Consider the following 24,220-nt stretch of genomic DNA (forward strand, 5'->3'; position numbering starts at 1 on the left):
AGATTGGATATAATCGCATCCATGAACAAAGAAGACTACTTTATCGGCTGTTTTGCCGAAACTCCTTTCATCGGCGACGATGCGGCCATATTGAACGATATGTGCATCAGTCAGGACGCCTTTTTCGAAAATGTCCATTTCAAACGCGAATGGATGAGCCTCTACGAGATCGCCAGAAAAGCGATGCTCGTCAACATCTCCGACGCAATCGTGATGAACGGCAGGCCGAAATATGCGCTTCTTACGGTCGCCATTCCCAAACACTACACCCGCAAAGAGCTCAAAGAGCTCGCCCGCGGCTTTCAGGAAACGGCGGACGCTTTTGGGATCACGATCATCGGTGGCGACACGATTGCCAACATCAAGCTCGACATCTCGATTACAATCATGGCCGAATGCAGCCGACCGATTCTGCGAAGCGGCATGAAAGAGGGTGATCTTCTCGCTTACACCGGCAGACTGGGAGAGAGCCGGCGCGATCTGCAGAGGTTGCTGCGCGGCGCCTCGGTCAACCCCGGCTCGCGATTCGTCCATCCCGTTCTTCGGGACCGGTTTTTCTACAAAGCGGCGCCCTTTATCCGCAGTGCGATGGACATCTCCGACGGGCTCTTCCACGATCTGGAAAAACTGCACCGCGCCAACCGGCTGGGTTTCGACTTTTTCGTTCCCATTCCCAAACCTGTCGGATGCAGCGGTGAAGAGTTCGAAGTGCTTTTTGCCTTTGATCCGCGCCATGAAAAGAGGATCCGGCATATTGCCCGACTTACACGCACACCATTGACCGTTTTTGCCAGGGCGGTGCGAAAACCCTATCACAATCTTTGCAGACCAAACCACTTTTAGGAACCAAACGATGAAATTAGACAGACTCTATCCACTATCGCATGCACCGGTCCATTTTCATTTCAGACAGACACCGGCCGATTTCGTCGTCACCGAGATCCCGCTTTACGAATTCAGCGGTGAGGGAGAACACCTGATCCTAAGAGTCCGCAAAAAGGCGCTGACGACATGGCAGATGTTGGAGATACTCAGCAGCCATCTGGGAATTCGCGTCCGCGACTTCGGATACGCGGGACTCAAAGACAAAGATGCGATGACGATCCAGTACATCTCCGTGCACAAAAAGCACGAGGAGGCGCTGAAGAACTTCTCGCACGATCAGATCAAAATTCTCGAAACGACCTACCATAATAACAAGCTCCGGATCGGTCATCTCAAAGGAAACCGTTTCTTCATCCGTCTCAAAAAAGTGAGCCCGACCGATGCGACGAAGATCGGTTCGCTCCTTAAGTGGATTGCCGAAAACGGAATGCCCAACTATTTCGGCTGGCAGCGTTTCGGCCGAGAGGGCGACAACTACGAAACGGCGCGCGAGATCATCGAAGGAAAGCGAAAGATGCGTGACAGGAAAAAGCGCGATTTTTTGATGAGCGCCTACCAGTCACATCTTTTCAACCTATGGCTGAGCAAACGCATCGAAATTTCGCGCCTCTTCGACGGACTGAAGCCCAAAGAGCTCAAAGATGTCTTTGTCTGGAACGATGAAATCATCCAGGCCGTCCACAAAGAACCGCATTTTTTCAAACTGCTGCCCGGTGACGTGCTTCAGCATTACCCCCACGGCAAACTCTTCATTGCCGAGGAGTTGCACGAAGATGCCGGACGCTTCAAACATCGCGATGTCAGCCCGACGGGTCTTCTGAGCGGGCAGAAGGCGAAGCACGCCACGGGCCTTGCATGGGAAATCGAAAAGGAGTTCGTGGAAGAGGTTCCGGCCCAGGGCGGCCGTCGCTACGCCTGGATCTGGCCCGAAGGGATCGAGGGCCACTACAAAAAAGAGGAGTGGCACTACGAACTTCACTTCACGCTCCCCAAAGGAAGCTACGCGACCGTCATGCTCGAAATGATCGCCAACCGGGAGGTAAGGGGAAGAGGGTAATGACGAACCTGCTTCTCTTTTCCGATCGAAAAACCCTCTCCTCTCCATGATACGGAGGCTTCATCCCTGATCGTCCAGCCCATCTCCCTGTCGGTCTCGTTGAAAAAACGATAGAGGCCGTTGCACTTTCTCCCTTCCTCTTTTTTAACCAAAACCCAAAGACACAGAATGCAACAAATATGCAACATTTGGATTTTATAATGTTGAAAAAAGGAGGAATGCATGAAAAAATCGACACTTGCCTTCTCTATGCTTTGTATCTTGTCCACTGTGGCAAATGCGGGAGATGGGAATGTAGAACGGGAAGAGACGATGAGTGCACGGACCGCCCAAACGCGTCCGTTTTATGTAGGTATCGGAGTGGGGCAGGGATTCGTCTACGACGATACGACCGATGAGGAGATGAAGAGCCGTACGTTGTTGCTTCAAGCAGGCTACCAGTACAACCGTTATTTCGCTCTCGAAGGGAGATATACATACGGTTTCACCATGTCATACGACCCGGGTCGCACGAACAACAGTTCCAGCGATTACGACGGGGATTTCTGGAGCTGGGGGATCTATCTGAAACCTTCGTATCCAATCGACAGATTCAGTCTCTACGCACTACTGGGCTACGGTGGCGTCATGCTCGAGAGCCTGGAGGGTGGAGACGCTTATGAAAGCGGTTTTCAATGGGGTGTAGGCGCCGCATATTCCATCTCGGAGAATCTCTCTTTTTTCGCGGATTATGTGCGTCTTTACGACGATACCGGGTTCGACTACAGAGCGAAACTCGATGATGTGAAATCCGATACGTGGGCTGTGGGCCTTTCGTATAAATTTTGATGGTAAGGAAAGAAAATGGGACAGTTTAATTTCAAAACGCTTATAACGGTTTTTTCGGTCTCTGCAACGATATTGATCGGCGGGTGCGGCTCCACCGGCACGAAATCGGATCACCAGCTCGTGGGTGGCGACAATCCATCGGTACCAACCATGTATACGATTGGCGGAACCTCCACCAATGTAAAAGGAGATGTCGTACTTCAGAACAACGGTGGGGACGACCTCACGGTCCATGCGGGTGACAACTCTTTCACGTTCGCCACACCGATGAGGGAGGGGAGCGGTTACAATGTCACCATCCTCTCCGCTCCCACGGATCAGGACTGTACACTCTCCAACGCCAGTGGAACGGTTGCAAATTCCGATGTCACGGACATCACGCTTACCTGTGTCGACAAGAGCTATACGGTCGGTGGAACACTCGCCGGCCTCGACAGCGGCAATGATGTCGTACTGCAAAACAACGGTGGGGACAACCTCTCCCTGCACGCCGATGGCACTTTCACCTTCGCTACGGCACTCCATACGGGGGAGCGTTACAACGTCACGGTCCAGACGCAGCCTGTGGGACAGGAGTGCAGCGTCGAAAACGGCAGCGGTACGATCGTATCTTCCAACGTCACCGATATCAAAGTGACTTGTAACGACCTGACCAGTGTCGCACAGCTCGGTTATCTGGCTGGAGCCGAAGTCAAAATCTACGAAGTCGCAAGTGATGGAACGAAAACGCTCCTCTTCACCGAAACGACAAGCGAAGGGGATATTTCCACGAGCGGGCGGTTCGACGGCCATGCGGCGGATCTGGAAGATGGAAAGTGGTATCTCTACGAAGTGAGCGGCGGCAACGATATCGATGCCGACGACGACGGTTCGCTCGACACTACACCCACGATCAACCGTGGAGTCGTCCACCTCTTCGCGAAAGGGAGCGACATTCGTGAGCACGGTTATGTACGCGTTACGATGGTGTCGGACGTTCTTTATCAGAAATTCTGGCACGAAATCGCCACCAACCCCTATGCCATCGCCGAATCGGAATGGCAAGAGACTTTCGCGAAAATCATCGGCGAAGATCTCGACGGAGACGGGGCCGTCGGGTGGAGCGACGTGCTGGGTTTCGACCCCGTCTCGCACAAAAAGAAAATGCGTTACGCCTACCGATTGCGGCAGGCGGAGATCCTCGGCGAGATCCACGCCGGCAACGGGTTTTACGAAGTGGGGGGACTCTTCTCTCTGGGCAGTCTCGGGGCGATCGATATGGTCAGTGAGATCGGCAACAACCATGACATCCGGTTTGGCCGCGACGGCAGCCGACTCTATCTGACAGGGTATCAGGGAAATGAGAGGGGATTTTACATTCTCGATCTCGAACCCGATGCCTCCCACGCGGCGACCATGGCCGAAAAGGTGATCATCGACGAAGCCCGGGGGTTCGCCCTTTCATCCGACGAAAAGATCGCCTACGTAGCGGCGGGTGACGGCGGTGTCAAACGGGTGGACCTCTCCGTTTCGCCCGCTGCCGTCGGCGATTTGAACACGACCCTGGGTAACGCCCGGATCGTCGCCGTTTCTCCCGACGGAACCGCCCTCTATGTCGCCACCAAGGAGAAAATCTTCCTGCTCGACGCCGCCACGGGTGCCTCGCTGGGTTCGGCGCCTCTGGACGAAAACGTCAAGCAGCTGGTGCCGGATGCAGAGACGAAACGGCTTCTCGCCCTTTCGGGGTACGCCTCCTCCAGGCTGCAGGTCTACGACCTCTCCGATCCGGCCAATCCGGCGCGAAGTTACACGCCGCTGGGCTTGGAGACCCACCGGTTCGCCTACTGCCGCGACGGTGCCAAAGCCTACATCGCGCTGGCCGGAGTACGGGAGAGCCATGCCGCCATCGAAATTGTGGATTTGACCGACCCGGCCGATCCCCAACCCCTCGGATCGTTCGCCAGCAGCGAAATGATCGGGAGCACCCAGCCCTTCTTCAGCGGCATCGCCTTCGCACCCGGCTGCAACAGGCTCTACACCTCGGGCCCGGGGGACTACATCGCACGCAACCTGACGGCGTTCGACGTCACGGACAAAAGCGCCCCGAAGGTGTTGGCGACATACACCCGTAGGAACATTAGCTACGATCATATCGTCCTCTCGCCCGACGGAAGCCTGATCGCCGGAATCAACGACTATCACCAACCTTCCGTCGTCGCGATCGAGGATCTGAACAAAAGCCGCATTCTCGGCACCAATGTCATTAGAGGGGGGATCATCGCCCTCAAGAAGGATGAAAGCCACCTCTACCTGGCCAATTACAACAACTTTTTCGTCTACGACACAAGCCGCCGACCTGCCATCGACGGCAACGAAACGATCCTCGCGACGCTATCTTATGGCGGCGCATACCCCGGGGCCATTGCCCTTTCAGACGACGAGAGCCGTGCCTACGTCACCACCCGCGACAATGGCCTGGTGATCGTCGACCTGAACGAAACGAACCTGCATGTGGTCGCCCAGACCGGCAAGACGGCACTCGGGGGCGAAGCGAAGGCACTTGCTCTCTCCGAAGATGGCAAATATGCCTATGTTGGCACCTGGAACCACCTGCTCAAGGTCGTGAAGATCGATGACGAATCGAACGTGACGGTGGTCGGTTCGCTCGATCTGGAAAACGGCCAGTGCCTCGACATGGCTTTCGACGACACGCGAAAGATACTTCATGTGGCCTGCGCGGGCGGAGGGGTCTATGTGGTCGACCTCTCGTCACCGGCAGATCCCGTCAAACGGTCGGAGTATACCGAGGGAGCATCCAACCTCAAAAACGTGGCACTCTCGCCCGACGGCAAAACACTCTATGTAGCCTACAACCGATCCACAGACGCCCTGGTCGTACTGGATACGAGCGATCCCGACGCTCCCGCCGTCGTGGCCCGGTCTGGCACCGATTTCGAGCTCAAGCCCCAAGAGACGCTTCTCTCTCCCGACGGGCGGCGCCTCTATGTCGCCGACCAGGGCTACTACAGCGGCTACGAAGCCAAGATTGTCGATGTGGAAGATCGCGAACACCCCCGGCTGATCGGACGGCTGCCCCACACCAACCGAAGCAGCAACGGGCTCGCCCTCGGCGGCGACGGCTCGCGGCTCTACGTGGGCGGTGGAAGCGGCGTGCTGCTGCTCGACGTTCGGGAGTGAGCGCAACCTTTTCCGGTCCAGGACCGGAAAAAGGGTTACCCGTATGTTCACCTGTGGGTAGGAGAGTCTTTTTGGCTTTTTCTCATGCCGACATGCTAAAATATGGCATCAGCAACAGGTGGAAACAATGCAAAATTTCGAAACGTTCGCGAAACAAGAGATGATCGGGCAGGAGAGAGCCTTGGGGTTTCTCTCTCCTGTCGTCGAAAGGGTGGGGCGGCTTAGGCTGTTCGATGGTGTCGAAGGGCTCATCACACTGGCCGGGCCGCCGGCATGTGGCAAAAATTTCGCGGCGAAACTCATCGGACGCTACCTCCAGCGCGAGATACTCGTACTTCATATGGGAGAATACGCTTTTTCGGACGATATCGGCCGTCTTGTCGGAAAAGAGGGGGTTCTGGAAAAGTGGATCGCGGAACATCCCAACGGTGTCGTGATCTGTGAAGATATCGACAAGGCGGACCATTCGATCCAACGGACACTCGCCAGCATCGTCGCAGACGGTGCACCCGACGATGTCAGACGCTACCGGCAATCACTCTTTCTCTTCACTTTTACGCTCGGCGATCCCGCATGGTATGAAAAAAAGTTCGTCGACAGCTATTATGAAAACCCGCTTTTGAGGCAGGGGAAGTTTTTCGAAGAGATCGCCAAGGTCGCATCACACGATGAAGATGGAAACCTCATATCCCTCTTCGACGCACAGATTCTCACGGTACTGAGTGAAGGTGACCTCGCACTCTTCTATGCTCTGGATATCAAAGCACTTTGGCAGATAAGCGAGCGCATACTGCAACGGACCGTCAGCCGGCTCAATGCCGTCACCCTGACCCAAATCGAAATAAAATCGCCCGAAACTCTGGCACTCGGGCTTCTGCTCGGTTTCTCCCCCTACCTCAATGCCAAGCGTATCGCTCACAAGCTTCCCGCACTTCTTGCCGACAGACTCTTGTTAAGCTGTGAAGGTGCCGAAACGTGTCGATTCAACGTCTCGGCAAAAGCCGAAAAATGGATGCGGAGCTTTTTCGATCTCTCGTTCGATCTGAAATATTTCGTCAAATTCGAACGCCGTTTCGAACTCACATGGAAAGTGCAGAAGAGAAAGAACAGTGTCAGCGTAACGCTCGATTCGCTCCGTGAAGTCGAAACGCAAAAGCCGGACCAGAGAACCGCCTATGCCGACAGGCTCGCCATCAAGGCGTCCCATATAGGATTCAAGGATGTAGCGGGGCAGGTTAGAGTCAAAAAGGAGCTCAAGTCGATTATCGAAGTCCTTCAAAACGAAAAAGGGTTGAGACATTTTCATATCTCTCTTCCCAAAGGACTGCTCCTCTACGGCCCGGAAGGAGTTGGCAAGACGATGCTCGTCAAAGCTTTCGCGAAAGAAGCGGGGTTGCCTTATATCTATCTGCGCAACATCGATCTTTTCGACGAATTGTTGATTCAGGAAGTGTATGCCAGGGCACGTATCGCGGCACCCGTCATCGTCGTGCTCGAAGGCGTCGACACAAAAGGTGTCGTCGATGGAAACTACACCCATATCCCCACGGGTGTCCTGTGCGAGATGATCGACCATGTGCCGTCCGAGCCCGACAACTATATTTTTACCGTCGCGACAGCCAGAGAGATCGAAGAGGTCCCGGAAGACCTGACCCATCCGGGACGTATCGACCAGAGTGTCGAGGTCCCGGAACTCGATCGTGAAGCGCGTCGCTTCTTCGCGAAGAAGATACTCGAAAAACCGCATGAAGAGGGGATCGACATCGACCGTATCACCCGTTACATGACGGGAATGAACGGCTACGAGCTTGGACGCATCGCCAAAGAGGCGGCACTCGACGCCTTGAGAGCGGGCAAAGAGAAGCTGACCGAAGCCATCATCATCGACCGAATCAACACGATCAAATATGGCCACAAACTCGAAAAGAAGCGGTTTAAGAACTTCGAAGAGGACTTGAAAAAGAGTGCCTGGCACGAAGCGGCGCATGCCGTCACCTCGCTACGGCTGCTTCCCGATGTGGAGATCGAGCAGGTCACAGTGATCCCGAGAAGCGAAGCCCTCGGCTTGGTCTCCTACATGCAAGACGCCATCGAGACCAACATGAGCAAAGAGGACATCGAAGGCAACATCGCCGTTCTGCTGGCGGGACGCCTGGCGACGATCAAAAAATTCGGCAAAGAGAAGGGACTCGAAACCGGTGCCTACAACGATTTGCAAGAGGCATCGCTCTATGCTTACAGTGCCGTGGCACAGTTCGGCATGGATGAGGAGCTTTTGAATATCAGTATCGAACTACTGCTTCAAAACATCAACAACAATCTTTTTAAAGAGAAGATCGAATCACGTATCGCCCACTGGATCGAAAAGGGGACGAAGCGTGCCGAAGCGGTCATCGAAAAAGAGTGGAAAACAATCGAAAAGATCGCCAAAAAGCTGCTGAAAGAGGAGGTCATCGAAGGCAGCGAGCTGAAGGAGATGGTGAAGGGATGAGGGTGTGATTTTTATAAAGAACATTTTTTAATAAGGTGATCGGGAAAATATACAGAATTCAAAATTCAAGCCCTCATTTGACTTTGACCCCATTTGACTTCGACTCGAAACGAAGCGTGTTTTGAGCTCTACTCATTCTCAAAATAATCCGAATCGAGTTTTTTGATCTCATATATCCCGACAGTAGTTACTCCGACATTATGTTCGACCATGAGTTTCGCCAGGCGCTCGCCATCAATGAGAATTATTTTCGATTCAATACGCGAGACATATTTTATCGCTTCTTTTGTAAATGATGACGTCGTGATAAATACACCCTTTTTAGCACGCTGGCCCTGCAAAGCTCCTGCAAATTTCTGAATTTCAGGGCGGCCAACTGTACCCTCACTCCAGCGCTTTGCTTGAATATAAATGACATCCAATCCAAGCCGGTCTTCATTGATGATGCCGTCAATGCCGCCATCCCCGCTTTTCCCGAGTGCCTTTCCGGCATCTTGGCGGCTTCCTCCATATCCCATTTTTACAAGTAAATCGACAACCAAACGTTCAAAAAACGAAGGGGATGCCTCTTTGACAACATTGATCACTTCTGATTCAAGAGCTGATCGAAGCAATTTATACGCTTCTGCAAGAGAATCTTCCGGGGTTAAGTCGGAATCTTGTCCTGTAGATATTTCTATTTGGGCATCGTTTTCGCTTTTTGTCTTTTTTCGCTTTTTGAACTCAATAAACTCGGGATACTGTTCAAGGACAGATACATCTATTTTGACTGGATTTGTGCTGAGCAATTCCAGTCCTTTTGGAGTAATGGTGAAAAAGCCTCTTCTTGGCGATTCGAGCAGACCTGCTTGTTTGAGATATGAACGTGCCCAGCCAACACGATTGTTAAAAACAGGTTGACTTCCGCTAGGAAGAAGCTCGTTTCTTTCTTCAGCCGTTAAATTGAATTCATTCGCCAATTCTTCCACTGCTTGACTGAATTTGTGTTCCTTGCCGTCTGAGGCCAATTTTAGAAGTGGTAACATAATTGTTTGATAATTTGGTATAGCCACAGTTCTAAATATCCCTTTTAATCTATAGATAATTTTTTTAAATCCAATATTACTCAATAAAAACTTAAATAAGTGAGTAAGGGAGAGGGTAAAAGAGAACTATAGGGGTCAGGGGTTGAATTTCGACTTTTGAAACTTTGATATGTCGCATCGGGAGTCCAATTTTCGAATGAGTTGCTTACAGGCTCTGGCTTTCGAAGCCGAATAGGTCGATAGGGTGGGCGAATGCTTGTGAAGTATTTCCGGTTTCGGAGAAATTATCCACAAGCTTCCAACGCTTTTTTTGCCGACTTTTCGATGATCGGCAGGCGTGACGTTATGACATCCTCCACGATGTAGAGATCCACACCTTCGTAATCATGGGCGATGAAATTGCGAAGATCGTAACTGCCTTTGATATCCTGTTTGTCGAAATAGGCGAGTAGCTCGACTTCGCCGTTATGCAGGAGTTTGTCAAACTGCTCGGCGATGCTCGTGAGGTGCATCAAAATCGCTGCGCGACTTTCGGCTTCGTCTGCCAGGGCGTTTTCGATCGAACCGTGTTTTTGGATGATGGTATCGATAAAACCGATCTTTTTAAGTATCGTTTCGATCCGGTGCAGCGCTTTGGGGTCACACATCGATCAGCTCACGTTGGATGCGTTTACGTAGAGGACTTTGGCTGTCCAGGTCGAAAAGGTCGACGGGGCGATGCAGCCGTTTTTGTAGAGTGTCACGGAGGAATCGAAGCGTGTCGAAGTAGTCGTATCCGCTGAAATGTTTTCGATAGTCGGCTCTTTTGCCGAAGGCGATATCGATGTCGCTGTAGACATTTTGCCTGCCGGTGGCGTAACTGCCGAAGAGTCCTATCTTTTCGATCCCTCGGGCTGCCAGAGAGGCTTTGATCTCTGTGAGCACTTCCAAAATCTCGTTTCGTGTCGGTTTCATGGAACAATTATATCATAGGCACAAAAGTGTGGGAATGGGAGGAAGGCTAGGATTCGCAGTGGCTTGGACGAAGGGCGGGGTGGGCGGTTACCCCAGCTCTTCCACCACCTTTTCGACGAGCGCTTCCATCTTCGGCAGGAGGTCTTTGCGGAAATCTTCACTGTAGCGCGCTTTGATGATGCGGATGTCTTCGACGAACTGGTCGAACTCTTCGTCTTCGTACATTTCGGTCGTTTCGAAATGGATCTCGATCTCCTCCTGCAAATCGTCCATGATTTCTTTGAAAAAATAAAAGGGTCAGGGATTAACTTATTAACTTTTGAAATTTGTTTGAAAATTTTGAAAAAAAAGACATAGATTACCAAAATTCAGAGATGGCCACTCATTTGTCGAAGTACCTGGCCTACGGAAAGCTTTCAAAGTTATATTTCAAATATCTTCTAAAGTGAATGTAAAGAAATTCAAGGCTATTATTTCCGGTGCAAGGTTTGTTTTTAAAGGATGAGCTGTGGATTTAAAGATGAAAGAGGTCAATGACGAAATACTTAGACATTTCGCGAATCCCCGAAACTACGGGGAAATGAAGGATGCAGACGGTGTGGGGACGGGAGTCGACAACGCCACCAAAAACTATGCTACCATCTATCTGAAAATCGACAACGGTACCATTGAGAAAGCCACATATGTCGCTCACGGGTCGGAAGATACGCTCATTCTGGGCTCCGTACTGACCGAAATGATAGAAGGCGATACATTGCGAAATGCGATGGAAAGGGTCAGCGCCCTTGAGGGTGAGGTGGCGGAAGCCTATAATCAGATTGAACCACCAAAAATCGATCTCTCAAAGCCGGAGGGGGAGCAAGTATCTCCCGTTTCAACGGAATCACAGGACAGTGCCAATATCGTCTTGACCGCTTTCAGGGCCGCAGTACGTCATATGGAGCGTAAAAAAGAGGGGATTATCGAAGAGTATTTCACTATGAATATCGCCAAGCGCTGCCCATATTCAAATACGGACTGCGCTTTCGTCGCCAAAGCGCCCTGACCCTGACTTTGTATTATGCCAGGTCGTCCAAAACGGTTTTCACAAAATCGTTCATCTTCTCTTTGTACTCGTTTTCGAAAATTTCACCGTAACGGGCTTTGATGATCCTCATATCTTCGACGAACTGGTCGAACTCTTCGTCTTCGTACATCTCGGTTACTTCGAAAAATAGCTCGATCTCCTCCTGCAGGTCCTTCATGAACGCTTCGAAAAAGGAAAAGGCTTCGGGGTAGCGCCGAATGAGAAGATCGGCCTGTTCCTTCAGGGGAAGAGAGACCTCTCCGAAATAGGGATCGAGATCGATTATCTGCATAAAACCGTTTTTTTCGATCTCTTTCAAAATCGCATCGAGGGCGACGAGCGGGGAAAATTTCTCATCCTCCGGGTTTTCGGCAGCTTTTTTCAGAACTTTTTCCAGCCTCTCTCTCATTTGCGGTTCTATCACTTTTCGTCTCCTTCAAAATCTATTTTGCATCCGTAGTCGTTGTCCAAAAAAAGCTTCACTTTTCTCTCCGAGCCGTCGAACGCGCGTATCGTCACATCCGTCACCCCTTTTGCCAGAAGCTCTTTGGCTTTTGTTTTACTCAGCATTTTACCGCCGAAACGCTTAATCGAATTTTTGAAAATAGCGAAGTCGCACCCTTCCTCCCATCGGGAACAGCCAAAACAGAGCGGACTCTCCACGACGTCGGCCCCGCAGAGCGGGCATGCGCCAAGAACCTCCAGTTCGCCGCCCGCCTCGAAATCGATCCACGGACGCCATTTGCCATCGACTTTCTTGAGTTCTACATCGAAGATACGTTCCACGCCGCTGGAGGTCTTGAATATCATGCGTGCGTGACCCTTGAGAAGTTTGCGCATCTGTTTCGGGCTGATACAGTAATGACCAAGTTCCGCCAACGCATGGACCGAGACGGTAAAATCGCATCCTTCACGAAAGCCTTCGCATCCGTAAAAATCGCCCCGGTTGACAATGTCGCTGCCGCATTCGGGACACGTTCCAAGTTTTCCTGCTGCTTTCATACGAAAAATCTCCTTTCTTCACGAACGATTCCGTAAAGAAATTTCCATCATTGAAGTTTTCACCCGAGGGCGAGAACAGTGTTCGGATTTTATCTTATTTTTGGATATAATCGGCGTATATCACTTCAAAGAAATCAATTGCAATCCAACCTATCCTTTTCCACCCTCCCGCTTTCGAAAGAGATCCTGAAAAATCTCGCTTCGCTGGGCTACAGCTCCATGACACAGATACAGGCGCGGAGTCTGCCCCATATCCTTAAAAACAGGGACGTCATCGCCAAAGCCAAAACCGGCAGCGGCAAGACGGCGGCATTCGGCATCGGCCTGCTCGACAAGCTGGATGTCAAAGCGTTCCGTATCCAGGAGATCGTACTCTGCCCGACCCGTGAACTTGCAGACCAGGTGGCCAAAGAGCTTCGCCGTCTGGCACGCTTTACGCACAATGTCAAGATTCTGACACTTTGCGGAGGCATGCCCTTCGGCCCTCAACGCCGCTCCCTCGAACATGGTGCCCACATTATCGTCGGTACGCCCGGACGCATTCAGGATCATCTGGGCAAAGGGACACTGCTGCTGGACAATGTCCATACGCTCGTGCTCGACGAAGCCGACCGCATGCTCGATATGGGATTTCACGATGCGATCTTGAAGATCGTTTCCAACATACCAAAACTGCGCCAGACACTCCTTTTTTCGGCGACATTCCCAAAAAATATCGAGGCAATGAGCAAAAAAGTACAAAACGACGCTGTCACCGTCATACCCGATGAGGCGGCTTATGAAAACAAAATCGCGCAATACAGCGTTCGAACGCGAAGAGAGGACAAAACGGAGTGCGTCCTGCATCTTCTCAGCGACTACCGCCCCAAATCGGCCATGCTTTTTTGCAACACCAAGCTCGACGTTCAGGAAGTGGCCCGCACACTGCAAAATGGCGGTATTCATGCCAAAGCCCTTCACGGGGACCTCGAACAGCTCGAACGCACCGAGGTACTGGTACAGTTTTCGAACGGGAGCACGCCCGTGCTGGTCGCGACGGATGTGGCGGCGCGCGGATTGGACATCGCGAATCTCGATATGGTCATCAATTACGACCTTCCGCACGACCCGGAAGTCTATCTGCACCGTATCGGACGGACGGGACGTGCCGGAAACGAGGGTATGGCCATCAGTCTGAGGGCTCCTTACGATGAAAAAAAGCTGAAAACGATCGAGGGGTATCAGAAAAAAACGCTTGAAGAGATCGCGATGCCGGAGCGCGAAACCAAAAAAGAACCCCTACCGCTGCCGCAGATGCAGACACTCTGCATTTTCGGTGGGAAAAAAGAGAAGTTGCGGCCGGGCGACATTCTGGGGGCTTTGGCGAAAGATGCAGGGATCGAGGGGCGAAATATCGGGAAAATCGATATTTTCGACGTTTACAGCTATGTCGCCGTAGTACGCTCGGAGATCGAACGTGCAGTCAAGCACTTCGAAAACGGCAAAATCAAGGGACGGGCATTCAAAACCAAGGTGTGTGACTGATGCATATTTTCGTCGACGGCGATGCCTTTCCCAACCTTTTGAAACCTATTGTCGTACGGGCGGTAGAGCGGCTGGAGCTTCCGGTCGTGCTTGTCTCCAACAAAAAGGTGAGTCTTGGAAAATCGAAGCGGGTCACGGCACACATCGTGGAAGCGGGTGCGGACAAAGCGGATGACCTGATCGTACAGATGGCCGAACCCGGCGACCTTGTCATCACGGCCGACATTCCCCTTGCCGACCGGGTCCTTGAAAAGGGTGCCCATGCCATCGACCACAGAGGCGAACGTTACACCAAAGAGAATATCAAACAGTACCTTACCATGCGCAATCTGATGGAGGAACTTCGTGACGGCGGTGTCGTCACCGGCGGGCCTGCCGCATTCACGAAAAAAGATGTCCATGCATTCGCCAATACATTGAACGCCTTTTTTACAAAACATTTGAAAAAATGATACTTTTTACTTTGATATATATCAATTGAAATTATCGTTATTTTCATTACACTGTGGGTATGAAAAAGTTGGTTTCGACACTTCTATGCATATTTATGGCAGCTTTTCCACTTTTTGCAAAAGAGGGATTCAGCTTGGAAGACGAAAAGAGGTATCTGAAAACGCTCGAGTCCATCATGAAAAAGATCGACAAAAAACACCTTACCGAGATGGGCAGAGCGCTCTACATTCGAAAGTGCGCCTTCTGTCACGGCAAAGATGGCAGAGGCCGCAACGGATTCGCCGCCGACCTCACGCGAAGAATCTCGCAAGAGAGCGCCAAATACACAATCCAAAACGGCGGGCACAACTTCAAAAAGAGTTTTCCCGGAAGCATGCCGCCGATGGTTCCGGAACCCTCACGCGCGGAGGTCATCGCCGACTATGTAGCCAAAGGTTTTCCAAACGGACATCCCGGCAAAACGATTTTCGTCAAGGCCTACTGTGCCAGATGCCACGGTACCGATGGCCGTGGAATACGATTTCGTGCGCCGAATATCCGGCATTTCGACACATCTACCATTGCCGCCGTTTTGAGAAACGGTAAAAAAGGGGTCATCGGCAGGATGCCTGCTTACACGCACTTTTCCGCCTCCCAGGTTACGATGCTCTCTTACTTCATCATGACCCTTTCCGAGCGACCGGCTGTAAAAATCCGAAAAATAACGACGGATCGTTAGCGACGATTTAACACTGTGATGCTATCATTATGCATCAACACAAAAAGGCTCTACCATGAAAAAGCGATATTCGACTCTGCTTGTTTTGATACTCTCGCTCATGTTCGGATTGACAGGATGTGCGCAAAAACCCAAAGTGAGTATCTCTTTCGATCCGTTTACACCCAATCCCGCCGTCCTTCAAAAAAGCGGAACGATCTATCTCGCCAGAGTGACCGATGCGAGAAAAAACAAAAATGTGGTCGGGAAAATCATCCAGAGCGGCAAACCCGTCACGACGATCCTCACCGACGATTCGATCGACAGATGGTTCGCCGATGCGCTTGTCAAGGCACTCGATGTGGAAGGATGCAAAGTCGTCAGGAAGCCTGTCAACAACTCCAAAGTGGCACAGGTCAAAATCCGCATCGACGAACTCGAAGCTCTCCTTGATCGAAGCGAACTGACCAAAGAGAACCTGACGGCAACGGCGAAGGTGACGCTTTTTATCAAACAGGGCAATGTCCAAATCACCAAGCATGTCGGACTGACACAGAAAAAATGGGTTCCCCCGTTTTCGGGAGAAGGCACCGTCAAATCCTACCTCCAGGAGACACTCGAGCAGCTGGTCGAAAGCGTGCGCGAACATATCGACGAATATCGCTTTTAATCGATGCGTTTATACAGTAGACTCTTTTGGCTGGCGCTCTGGGGTATCTCTTTTGCCTACATCGAAAGTTCGGTTGTCGTCTATCTAAGAAAAATCTACTATCCCCAAGGGTTCTCTTTTCCGCTCGTTCCGATAGAGTCTCATATCCTTTCGACCGAAACGATCCGTGAAGCGATGACGCTCATCATCATGTGGGCGACTGTAACGCTGACCTTCGAACGGCTTCAAAGTAAAATTGCCGCCTACCTCATTCTTTTCGGAGTATGGGACATCTTTTACTACATTTTTTTGAAACTGCTGCTCGACTGGCCTGCCTCGGTCACGACATGGGATATACTTTTTCTCATTCCCTCACCATGGGTTGGGCCTGTTTGGGCTCCCGTCGTCGTTTCTATGGCCCTCATCTTTGCGGGAGTCGTGCTGTTGAAAAGGGCGGAAGAGAAGCGTTTCCTGCGTTTCGGCCTGAAATTTTTCATAGGAGAGCTGCTCGCCGGAGCGCTCATCATTCTCTCTTTTCTGATTCCAGGAGCCGATGTTTTGAAAGAGGGTGTCCCATCACATTTCCCCGCATCGATTTTTTGGTCCGGTTTTTCATTGGGAACAGCGATATTTCTCTATACCGTCTTTGGGGATGATCTATTTCACAAACAGAAGGCTACAACGTAGAAAGAATGGTGTATAATGCGTGCAAAATCATCATGCATACTATCGTTCAGTGAAAGGCTTTTTCCAAATGCAACATACGATCAAATATGTCGGTCCGAAACCGATCTGTTCCCAGCATGGCGTCGAATTCGACCATGCAAAAGAGGATCGATTCATCTTCATCGAAACCATCATCCAGCTCATCGAGGCACTCGACAGGGAAACGCACGAAGATGCAACGCTCCACTTCAGTATCAAATACCATACACTGGATTCCAATCTCATCATGGAGAAGGTCAGAAAGTATCATCCCGATATCGATAAACGCATCGAAAAGGAGATCGCCGAAAAAGAGAGAGAGCTCTCGGATGAGATGAAGTATGTCGAAGAAAACCCTTTCCTCTCGGAGCGAGAGAGGGAAGCGTGGATGAAAAACATCCGTATCATGCACGACTACGTCATCCAGCGTCTAATCAACAAGACCGTTTATCATACGCTTATCTCGACCCTTGCCGAAGAGCTGCTCAAAGATCGCATTCGCTACATCGTTCTTCCTATGCACGGAAATTTCCATCATGTGGCGAAAACGCTTTCCTATGCACTCGAACACAGATCCCCTCCGGTCTCGTCTCATGCGGAGATCGTCGAAACGAAAGAGGGGCTCGCTTTGCGATTCAACGTCTCCGCAGGGGTGGAAGCTTCCACCCCGTACTTTGTCATGCCCGCTCCCGTTCCCACCTCTTCATAATCTCGAGAACCTCTTCGTCGCTGACATCGTACCAGTTTTCGTATGCGTCGGCGACCGCCCGGAAATAGGGTGGAGTGGAGAGAATGACGACATCGTCGACGATCTGCTCGAGCTCTTCTTTGATGGAAGGGCTCCCTACAGGTGCCGCAACGACGATCTTGGCGGCATGTTGGTGTTTGCTGAAAGCGATGGCGGCATGCATCGTCGAACCCATCGCGATGCCGTCATCGACGAGTATGACCGTTCGTCCGGCGAGCGGAGTGATGGACCTGCCGCCACGCAGACGTACGATACGGCGGCGAATTTCCTCCTGCTGGCGGGCGATGATCGATTCGATCAAAACAGGATCGAGCATCTTGGCATAGGCAGGAATCAGGTAGAGCGATCCATCTTCGGCGAGTGCGCCGAAACCGGATTCGGGATTGTCGGGAAACGGAAGTTTGCGGGCGATGAGAATATCGAAGTCGGCATTGAGTGCTTTGGCCACTTCAAAGCCAACCTCGGTCCCACCACGGGGAATCGCAAGAACGAGAGGATGCTCCGCCTTGTAGTGCAGCAGGGCACGTGCCAGGTGCCGCCCTGCATCCTGCCTGTCTCTGAAAACCATCTTCCGCGACTACTTGAACAGAAGTGACCCGATACGGATCATATTCGAGCCGCACTCGATGGCGAGTTCGAAGTCATGGCTCATACCCATCGAACAGATCTCGGCTCCTTCACCTTTGAGTCTATCGAAGATCGCATAGGTCGTTTCGAAACTCTTTCTGATCATCGCTTCGTCCTCGACATGCGCGCCGATCGTCATCACACCACGCAGGTCGATGTTGGGACACTTCTCCTTGATCATCAGGTAGATCTCTTCCGCTTCTTCGGGCATCACACCGGCTTTTGTCTCCTCTTTGGCGCTGTTGATCTGCATCAAACACTCCATCGTGACATCCTGTTCCGCCAGACGTTTCTGCATCGCGGCCGCCAGTTCGAGCGAATCGAGCGACTGCATCATGAAAGGGTTGGCACGAATCAGATGGTTGATCTTGTTTTTCTGTAGACGGCCTATGAAATGCCACTCGATCGGCAGGTCCTCGAGCAGATCGACACGCTCCTGAAGCATCTGCACCTTGTTTTCGCCGAATGCCCGCTGCCCAAGATCGTAGAGCATACGAATCTGTGCCTCGTCGGCGTACTTGCTCACTGCGACCATTTTGACGATGTGGTGCTCACTTCGCCTGATCCGCGCCTCTTCGACTCTCCAGATAAGACGGTCGAGTCTCTCTTGCATCTGTGCTCTATCCATTTGTAATCCTTGTGATGTCGTTGTAAATGGTAAAGGCCATCAGCGTCAGCAGAAGCGCCCACCCTCCAAGCGTAAGTCTGTAGACGACCTCTTCGTTGAGCGGCCTTCGGAAAATCATCTCGTACAGCGTAAAGATGATGTGTCCTCCGTCGAGTGCCGGAATCGGAAGAAGATTCAAAACACCGAGGTTGACGGAGATGAGTGCCGTCAGTGCCAACAGTGCGACGAGGCCATGCTGACTCGCCTCCGCCGTCACTTGAACGATGGCGATGACGCCTCCCATATCTTTGGCCGGCACCACCCCTTCGATCAGTTTTTCGACACTGACGACGATCAGCTTGCTCGCTTCGACCGTCCTCTCCCATGCATACGTCAGTGCATGGAATGGGTCGTAATGAATGGTGACGATATCTCCGCTTGGAGCGATACCGACCATACGCCGTCTGACACTCTCACCGAACATATTCTTCGCCTCGAGAACGCGCGGTACGACCGTCAAAGAGAGAATGGTTCCATTTCGATCCACCAACATTCCGATCGGGCCATCCGACGCCTTGATCGTTTCGCTCAGGTCGTCCCATATTTCGATGGGATGATTGTTGATCTCGACGATTCTATCCCCTTTTTTCAAACCGACCTCGGCTGCGGGAGAGTCGGGCTGTACCATGCCTACCACGGGTTTCAGGGCATTGGCTCCAAGCAGGGCGATGGCATAGTAGAGAACGAAGGCGAGCAGAAAGTTGAAAAAGGGGCCGCCGAGCAGAATGAGGATACGCTGCCACGGCGGCTTGACGTTGTAGCTGTCGGGATCGTAGCTGATCTTTGTCGGATCGGCGTCATCCTGGCCTTTCATCTTGACATAACCGCCGAGCGGAATCGCACTCAACGCATATTCGGTACCGTTGACGACTTTGGAAAAGACCACCTTACCGAATCCGATGGAGAAGCGCTCCACATGGACCCCGAAAAAGCGAGCTGCCAGAAAGTGGCCCAGTTCGTGAAAAAAGATCAGAAAAGAAAGGACCAGAAGGGAAACGAGCATACCCATTATCTGTTCCTTGCATAGTCGCGGATATATTCGTACCCACTGTAGAGAGTAATCGCCACAGCGAGCCAGAGCAACGCCGTACCGCCTGGCCAGTCCATCGTCAAAAAGCCGATGGCGAACATCTGCGAAACCGTTTTGACCTTGCCCATCCAAGATGCCGCGACATCCCGGCCTTCACTGACGATCATCACCCGCAGGCCCGTGATGAAAAATTCACGGCTGAGAATGAGAAAGATCGCGAAAACATCGGCGCGTTCCAGCACGACAAGTCCAAGAAAGGCAGCGAGCGTAAGCATCTTGTCCGCCAACGGGTCGATGATCTTCCCGAGTGTCGTAATCTGATCGCACATGCGGGCGATATAGCCATCGAAAAAGTCGGTGACACTCGCCAGAACGAAGACCAGTGCCGCAAAATAGTCGAGCCAGCTGGTATGGATTCCCTGCAGCGGTGCCGTGTCACGATAGGCGAGCAGCCAAAGAAGCAGCGGTGCCATCAGAAGGCGTGAAAAAGCGAGGATGTTCGGAAGGTTGAGGGTCATTGAAAGCTTGTGCCTCCGTCGATGACGATGGTCTGTCCAGTCAGCCACGAACATTCGTCGGTACACAGAAACCAGCACATACCGGCGAGATCTTCCGCTTCTCCCATGCGATTCAGTGGAGAACGTGCGACGACTTCGGCCTTCACCTCTTCGTAGTTGGGGAATTTTTTCAGTGCGTCGGTATCGATCGGGCCGCCACTGACGGCGTTGACCCGGATACCCTTTTCACCGAGTTCGGCCGCGGCATATTTGACCATCGTCTCGACCGCCGCTTTGTTGCTGCCATGGCCCGCATAGTTGGGTGTGTAAACGAGGTTGCCCGTGGAGCTGAGAGAAATGATACTTCCGCCACCCACTTTTTCCATACGTTTTGCCGCCTCCTGCGCACCGACGACGAACGCCGTAACGGTTGCGGTATAGATGTTGCACAGCCCTTTGGGTTTCAGGCGCATAAAGGGTCCGAAGCCTCCGACGACGGAACGGCCGGAGATGATGGCGTTGGAGATGAAGAAATCGATCCGCGAAAAATCTTCGTCGATCTGTTTGAAAAGATCTTTGTAGGTTTCCGGTTCGAGGATATTGAGCTGATAGGGAATGGCACGAACGCCAAACTTCTCTTTGACATCCTGTGCGATCTTTTCGGCCTCTTCGGCATTGGAATTGTAGGTAAAGGCGATGTCCGCCCCCGCCTTGGCGAAACGGTAGAGAATCGCTTTACCGATGCCACGTGTCGCACCGCTGATAACGAGGGTTTTTCCCTTCATACTTTCACATTGACTCATAATGGCTATACTCCTGGAATTTCATATTGTTTGATGACCATTTCGATCTGGCGCATATGTTCGGCGGTCGGCGGGGTCAAAGGCAGACGGTACTCGAGGGTATCGATGAGTCCCGCGATATACATCGCCGCTTTGATCGGGATCGGGTTGCTCTCGACGAAAAGAACCTTGTTGATGTCGTAGAGATGGTCGCTTATCGCTTTGGCAGAGGCGAAATCGTTCTCCTGTGCCGAGTGGATCAAGTCGGCAATCATATTGGGCAGCAAATTCGAAGTGACAGAGATGCATCCGTTGCCGCCGGTCGCCATGATCGGATAATTGATCGCATCGTCACCGCTGATGACGGCGAGAAGCGGACGTTTCGCTTTGAGGTGCAGCGTACGCTCCATCGAACCGGTCGCCTCTTTGATAGCGTAGATGTTCGCCACTTCGTCGAAGAGGCGGAAGACGGTATCGGGTGCGATATCGAGCGCCGTTCTTCCCGGGACATTGTAGAGCATCACCGGAATCTCCACACTCTCTGCAATCGCCTTGTAGTGCTGAAAAATTCCTTCCTGTGTCGGCTTGTTGTAGTAAGGGCAGACCGACAGGATCGCGTCGGCACCCGCTTTTTGCGCGAACTTGGCCAGGTCGATCGCTTCGAGCGTGCTGTTGCTTCCCGCACCGGCGACCACTTTGACGTTGGTACCCTTGCAGACATCGACGGCCGTTTCGATACACGCTTTGTGCTCGTCATGGCTGAGTGTAGCGCTCTCACCGGTCGTACCCACGGGAACGACGGCATCGATGCCGTTTCCGATCTGACGTTCGATCAACTTCGCGAACTGTTCATGATCCACCTGGCCGTTTTTAAAAGGGGTTACAAGCGCCGTCATCGCGCCGATAATTATTTCACTCATTTCGTCTCACCTTTCCGTAGAATGACTGTCACAGATTTCTCCTTGTCGAGGTAGCGTTCAGCGACCTTTTCGATCATCGCGGGCTCGAGCTTTTCGATATTCTCTTCATAGTGCAGCAACGGTTCGATATCGCCGCGTGCGAGATAGCTTCCAAACAGGTCGGCGACGTTGCTGGAGTTTTCCATACTGAAAATGAAGTCCGCCCGCGTGTTGACTTTCACTTTTTTCAGTTCCTCCTCGCTGACACCCTCTTTCTTGATGCGTTCGATCTGCTTCCAGATCTCCTTTTCGACATCTTCGGCTTTGACACCGGGATTGCAGACGGCGAGGAAAAGGAAGATGCCCGGGTCTTTGAGCTCCATGTTGTAGGCGTAGAGTTGGTTGACCATCTTCTTTTTGTCGACGAGCTCTTCGATCAGGCGGCTGCTCTTTCCGTGGCTGAGCAGTTCGCTGAGTGCGGAGAGTGCCGGCTGATCCTCATGCTGAAAGTTGGGGATCGGAAAAGCGATCGCGACGATTTCGACTTCACTCTCTTTGTAGAGGACAACACGTTTTGGCCCGTCGGGGTCCGGCTCGACCTGATGCACTTTCGGAATATCGCAGCAGTTTTCGATGTTTCCGAATCGTTTTTTGGCGGCTTCGAAAACCGCTTCGGGCTCCACGTCACCGGCAACGACAATGATGGAATTCTGCGGCTGGTAGAAGGTCTTGTGAAACTCGCGGATATCCTCGATCGACCAGTTGAGGATATCGTTCATGAACCCGATTGGCGTCCAGTGGTAGGGATGGTAGATGTAGGCGTTGTTGAAAAGCCGGAAATAGAGGTAACCGACAGGATTGTTGTCGGTACGCCAACGGCGCTCTTCGGCGACCACTTTGCGTTCGGGCTGGAACTCTTCGTCTTTGAGGCTCAGGTTCGCCATCATATCGGCGAATAGAGAAAGCGATTTGTCCAGATTTTTACTCGAGCTTTTGATGAAGTAGTGGGTGTAGTCGAACCCCGTCGAAGCGTTGTCGATGCCGCCGAAACGCTTGACGATCTTGTCGAACTCGCCCGCTTTCATATTTTCGGTCGACTTGAAATTCATGTGCTCGAGCATATGGGCGATACCGCTCTTGCCCATCGTCTCGTTGCGGCTTCCGACTCTGTAGAAAATGTCGGTCGTAATGACACCGCTTTCGTTTTTCAGCGGAATGACGACCACTTCAAGGCCATTTTTCAAAGTTTTGGTGTAATAGTTGGGCAGACTGCTTGCCATCAGGGCTCCTGTTGTTAATGTGAGAAGTAGAAAGTGAAAAGCGAGACGTTTCATTATCTTCATTTTCTGTCGGCTCCGATCGCGTCTTTAATGCTGGCGAAGCCGTCTTTTTCCAGAAGTTTGAGCAGCGTACGGTTGATGTTTCCTGCCAGCTCGGGGCCTTTGAAAATGAGGCCTGTGAGAACCTGGACGAGACTGGCGCCAGCCCGGATGCGGCGATAGGCTTCATAGCCGCTGTCGATGCCGCCGACGCTGATCAGAACCGTTTTTCCGAAAAGTTCGTCCGCGACGGCGTCGAAGATCTCGAAACTCTTTTCGCGAATGACGCGTCCGCTGATGCCGCCCACCTCTTTGGGCTCTTTGACCAGCGAATAGTCGATACTGGTGTTGGTGGCGATGATACCGTCCGCACCCGCTTCGACCGCTCTGGCACAGAGTGCGACAGCCTCTTCTTTGGCCATATCGGGAGCGATCTTGAGCAGGATCGGCTTGTCGGTCAGCGATTTGCCCATATCGAACAATGCGTCGATAAAGGCTTCGTTCTGAAGGTCGCGAAGGCCGGGCGTATTGGGGGAGGAGATGTTGATGACCAGATAGTCGCATAACTCCCTGAACGCTTTGATGCCGTGCTCGTAATCTTTCAGCGCATCCTTTTCGGGTGTCACTTTGTTTTTTCCGATATTGACACCGATCGGCGTGACGTAGGGGTAACGCTTTTCGAGCTTTATCTGCATATGGTAGCTTCCCTTGTTGTTGAAGCCCATCGCGTTTTGCAGCGCCTCTTCCTGGATATGGCGCCACAGACGCGGTTTCGGGTTGCCGGGCTGCGGCTTGGGCGTGACGGTGCCGACCTCCGTAAAACCGAAACCCATCGCCGTCATCGACCGGATCAGTTCCGCATCTTTGTCGAAACCGGCGGCGAGGCCGACGGGATTGAGGAATGTCCGCCCGAAAAGTTCCTGATGGAGCCGCGCATCGTCGACGAAATTTCTCTTCACCCACGGGTTGAAAAGCTGAGGAACAGCCTCGCCGATCTGAAGCGCTCCGGTCACGAGATGATGGGCGTCTTCCGGATCGAGACGGAAAAAAAGAGGTTTAATTTTTTCATAATCCATGGTCGTAATCGTCCGTTCTATCATAAAATTGGTGTTGATTATACTAAAAAAGTGCCAAACGG

Annotated in this window: 26 protein-coding genes; 12 read left to right on the plus strand and 14 right to left on the minus strand. The window is 52.0% G+C overall.

Features of this window, described 5'->3' with window-relative positions:
• The first annotated feature begins 21 nt into the window (after nt 1-21).
• The 5 genes from QUD54_RS00755 (at nt 22) to QUD54_RS00775 (ending at nt 8,438) form a co-directional block, all read left to right on the plus strand.
• Nucleotides 22-843: a thiamine-phosphate kinase gene (locus tag QUD54_RS00755; RefSeq protein ID WP_286337050.1), complete on the plus strand. Its 822-nt coding sequence runs from the start codon at nt 22-24 to the stop codon at nt 841-843.
• A 10-nt stretch (nt 844-853) separates the two neighbouring features.
• A complete protein-coding gene (gene truD, locus QUD54_RS00760) occupies nt 854-1,942 on the plus strand; it encodes a tRNA pseudouridine(13) synthase TruD (protein WP_286337051.1) in 1,089 nt (362 codons plus the stop codon).
• Nucleotides 1,943-2,164: 222 nt separating this feature from the next.
• Nucleotides 2,165-2,770, plus strand: coding sequence for a porin family protein (locus QUD54_RS00765; RefSeq protein ID WP_286337052.1), 606 nt, complete (start codon nt 2,165-2,167; stop codon nt 2,768-2,770).
• A 15-nt stretch (nt 2,771-2,785) separates the two neighbouring features.
• On the plus strand, nt 2,786-5,947 hold the full coding sequence (locus tag QUD54_RS00770) for an LVIVD repeat-containing protein (RefSeq protein ID WP_286337053.1): 3,162 nt from the start codon (nt 2,786-2,788) through the stop codon (nt 5,945-5,947).
• Nucleotides 5,948-6,074: 127 nt separating this feature from the next.
• On the plus strand, nt 6,075-8,438 hold the full coding sequence (locus QUD54_RS00775) for an AAA family ATPase (protein ID WP_286337054.1): 2,364 nt from the start codon (nt 6,075-6,077) through the stop codon (nt 8,436-8,438).
• A gap of 128 nt (nt 8,439-8,566) precedes the next feature.
• Here QUD54_RS00775 and QUD54_RS00780 read toward each other — a convergent pair whose 3' ends face one another.
• The 4 genes from QUD54_RS00780 to QUD54_RS00795 form a co-directional block, all read right to left on the minus strand.
• Complete coding sequence (locus QUD54_RS00780) at nt 8,567-9,463, minus strand: restriction endonuclease (RefSeq protein ID WP_286337055.1); 897 nt, start codon at nt 9,461-9,463, stop codon at nt 8,567-8,569.
• Nucleotides 9,464-9,747: 284 nt separating this feature from the next.
• Nucleotides 9,748-10,110, minus strand: a complete 363-nt coding sequence (locus QUD54_RS00785; protein ID WP_286337056.1) for a HepT-like ribonuclease domain-containing protein — start codon at nt 10,108-10,110, stop codon at nt 9,748-9,750.
• Nucleotides 10,103-10,417 (minus strand): nucleotidyltransferase family protein, encoded by a 315-nt coding sequence (locus QUD54_RS00790; protein ID WP_286337057.1) that lies wholly within the window; start codon nt 10,415-10,417, stop codon nt 10,103-10,105. Before QUD54_RS00790 ends, QUD54_RS00785 begins: the two co-directional genes overlap by 8 nt.
• A gap of 87 nt (nt 10,418-10,504) precedes the next feature.
• Nucleotides 10,505-10,690: a hypothetical protein gene (locus tag QUD54_RS00795; protein WP_286337058.1), complete on the minus strand. Its 186-nt coding sequence runs from the start codon at nt 10,688-10,690 to the stop codon at nt 10,505-10,507.
• A 235-nt stretch (nt 10,691-10,925) separates the two neighbouring features.
• Here QUD54_RS00795 and QUD54_RS00800 point away from each other — a divergent pair, with 235 nt between their 5' ends.
• A complete protein-coding gene (locus QUD54_RS00800) occupies nt 10,926-11,462 on the plus strand; it encodes an iron-sulfur cluster assembly scaffold protein (RefSeq protein ID WP_286337059.1) in 537 nt (178 codons plus the stop codon).
• A 13-nt stretch (nt 11,463-11,475) separates the two neighbouring features.
• On the opposite strand, the gene QUD54_RS00805 is transcribed toward QUD54_RS00800, so the two are convergent.
• Both QUD54_RS00805 and QUD54_RS00810 read right to left on the minus strand, forming a co-directional pair.
• Nucleotides 11,476-11,907: a hypothetical protein gene (locus QUD54_RS00805; protein ID WP_286337060.1), complete on the minus strand. Its 432-nt coding sequence runs from the start codon at nt 11,905-11,907 to the stop codon at nt 11,476-11,478.
• Nucleotides 11,904-12,485, minus strand: coding sequence for a hypothetical protein (locus QUD54_RS00810; RefSeq protein ID WP_286337061.1), 582 nt, complete (start codon nt 12,483-12,485; stop codon nt 11,904-11,906). Before QUD54_RS00810 ends, QUD54_RS00805 begins: the two co-directional genes overlap by 4 nt.
• A gap of 138 nt (nt 12,486-12,623) precedes the next feature.
• Here QUD54_RS00810 and dbpA point away from each other — a divergent pair, with 138 nt between their 5' ends.
• The 6 genes from dbpA (at nt 12,624) to QUD54_RS00840 (ending at nt 17,222) form a co-directional block, all read left to right on the plus strand.
• On the plus strand, nt 12,624-14,009 hold the full coding sequence (gene dbpA, locus QUD54_RS00815; protein ID WP_286337062.1) for an ATP-dependent RNA helicase DbpA: 1,386 nt from the start codon (nt 12,624-12,626) through the stop codon (nt 14,007-14,009).
• Nucleotides 14,009-14,461, plus strand: a complete 453-nt coding sequence (locus QUD54_RS00820) for a YaiI/YqxD family protein (protein ID WP_286337063.1) — start codon at nt 14,009-14,011, stop codon at nt 14,459-14,461. Before dbpA ends, QUD54_RS00820 begins: the two co-directional genes overlap by 1 nt.
• Before the next feature lie 59 nt (nt 14,462-14,520).
• Entirely contained in the window at nt 14,521-15,180 is a 660-nt protein-coding gene (locus QUD54_RS00825) for a c-type cytochrome (protein ID WP_286337064.1), read from the plus strand.
• Nucleotides 15,181-15,235: 55 nt separating this feature from the next.
• Nucleotides 15,236-15,829 carry a YajG family lipoprotein gene (locus tag QUD54_RS00830; protein WP_286337065.1) on the plus strand — a complete coding sequence of 198 codons (594 nt, stop codon included), beginning with the start codon at nt 15,236-15,238 and terminating at the stop codon, nt 15,827-15,829.
• A 3-nt stretch (nt 15,830-15,832) separates the two neighbouring features.
• Nucleotides 15,833-16,495 (plus strand): hypothetical protein, encoded by a 663-nt coding sequence (locus QUD54_RS00835; protein ID WP_286337066.1) that lies wholly within the window; start codon nt 15,833-15,835, stop codon nt 16,493-16,495.
• A gap of 67 nt (nt 16,496-16,562) precedes the next feature.
• Entirely contained in the window at nt 16,563-17,222 is a 660-nt protein-coding gene (locus QUD54_RS00840; protein ID WP_286337067.1) for a hypothetical protein, read from the plus strand.
• Here QUD54_RS00840 and QUD54_RS00845 read toward each other — a convergent pair.
• From QUD54_RS00845 to QUD54_RS00880, 8 genes are read right to left on the minus strand one after another with little or no spacing between them, the layout of a single operon-like run.
• Nucleotides 17,191-17,829 carry a phosphoribosyltransferase gene (locus QUD54_RS00845; protein ID WP_286337068.1) on the minus strand — a complete coding sequence of 213 codons (639 nt, stop codon included), beginning with the start codon at nt 17,827-17,829 and terminating at the stop codon, nt 17,191-17,193. The genes QUD54_RS00840 and QUD54_RS00845 overlap by 32 nt on opposite strands.
• A gap of 9 nt (nt 17,830-17,838) precedes the next feature.
• The gene (locus QUD54_RS00850) at nt 17,839-18,516 is read right to left on the minus strand and encodes a YggS family pyridoxal phosphate-dependent enzyme (protein WP_286337069.1); all 678 of its coding nucleotides are present in this window, start codon (nt 18,514-18,516) and stop codon (nt 17,839-17,841) included.
• Nucleotides 18,509-19,564 carry an RIP metalloprotease RseP gene (rseP, locus tag QUD54_RS00855; RefSeq protein ID WP_286337070.1) on the minus strand — a complete coding sequence of 352 codons (1,056 nt, stop codon included), beginning with the start codon at nt 19,562-19,564 and terminating at the stop codon, nt 18,509-18,511. Before rseP ends, QUD54_RS00850 begins: the two co-directional genes overlap by 8 nt.
• A complete protein-coding gene (gene pgsA, locus QUD54_RS00860; RefSeq protein ID WP_286337071.1) occupies nt 19,564-20,103 on the minus strand; it encodes a CDP-diacylglycerol--glycerol-3-phosphate 3-phosphatidyltransferase in 540 nt (179 codons plus the stop codon). Before pgsA ends, rseP begins: the two co-directional genes overlap by 1 nt.
• Nucleotides 20,100-20,885: an enoyl-ACP reductase gene (locus QUD54_RS00865; RefSeq protein ID WP_286337072.1), complete on the minus strand. Its 786-nt coding sequence runs from the start codon at nt 20,883-20,885 to the stop codon at nt 20,100-20,102. The genes pgsA and QUD54_RS00865 overlap by 4 nt, the downstream gene beginning before the upstream one ends.
• A gap of 5 nt (nt 20,886-20,890) precedes the next feature.
• Nucleotides 20,891-21,784 carry a 4-hydroxy-tetrahydrodipicolinate synthase gene (gene dapA, locus QUD54_RS00870; RefSeq protein ID WP_286337073.1) on the minus strand — a complete coding sequence of 298 codons (894 nt, stop codon included), beginning with the start codon at nt 21,782-21,784 and terminating at the stop codon, nt 20,891-20,893.
• A complete protein-coding gene (locus QUD54_RS00875) occupies nt 21,781-23,043 on the minus strand; it encodes a M16 family metallopeptidase (RefSeq protein ID WP_286337074.1) in 1,263 nt (420 codons plus the stop codon). The genes dapA and QUD54_RS00875 overlap by 4 nt, the downstream gene beginning before the upstream one ends.
• A gap of 59 nt (nt 23,044-23,102) precedes the next feature.
• On the minus strand, nt 23,103-24,182 hold the full coding sequence (locus QUD54_RS00880; RefSeq protein ID WP_286337075.1) for a quinone-dependent dihydroorotate dehydrogenase: 1,080 nt from the start codon (nt 24,180-24,182) through the stop codon (nt 23,103-23,105).
• Nucleotides 24,183-24,220: the final 38 nt, after the last annotated feature.

It is taken from the genome of Hydrogenimonas cancrithermarum (genome assembly GCF_030296055.1).
Taxonomy (GTDB): Bacteria; Campylobacterota; Campylobacteria; order Campylobacterales; family Hydrogenimonadaceae; genus Hydrogenimonas; species Hydrogenimonas cancrithermarum.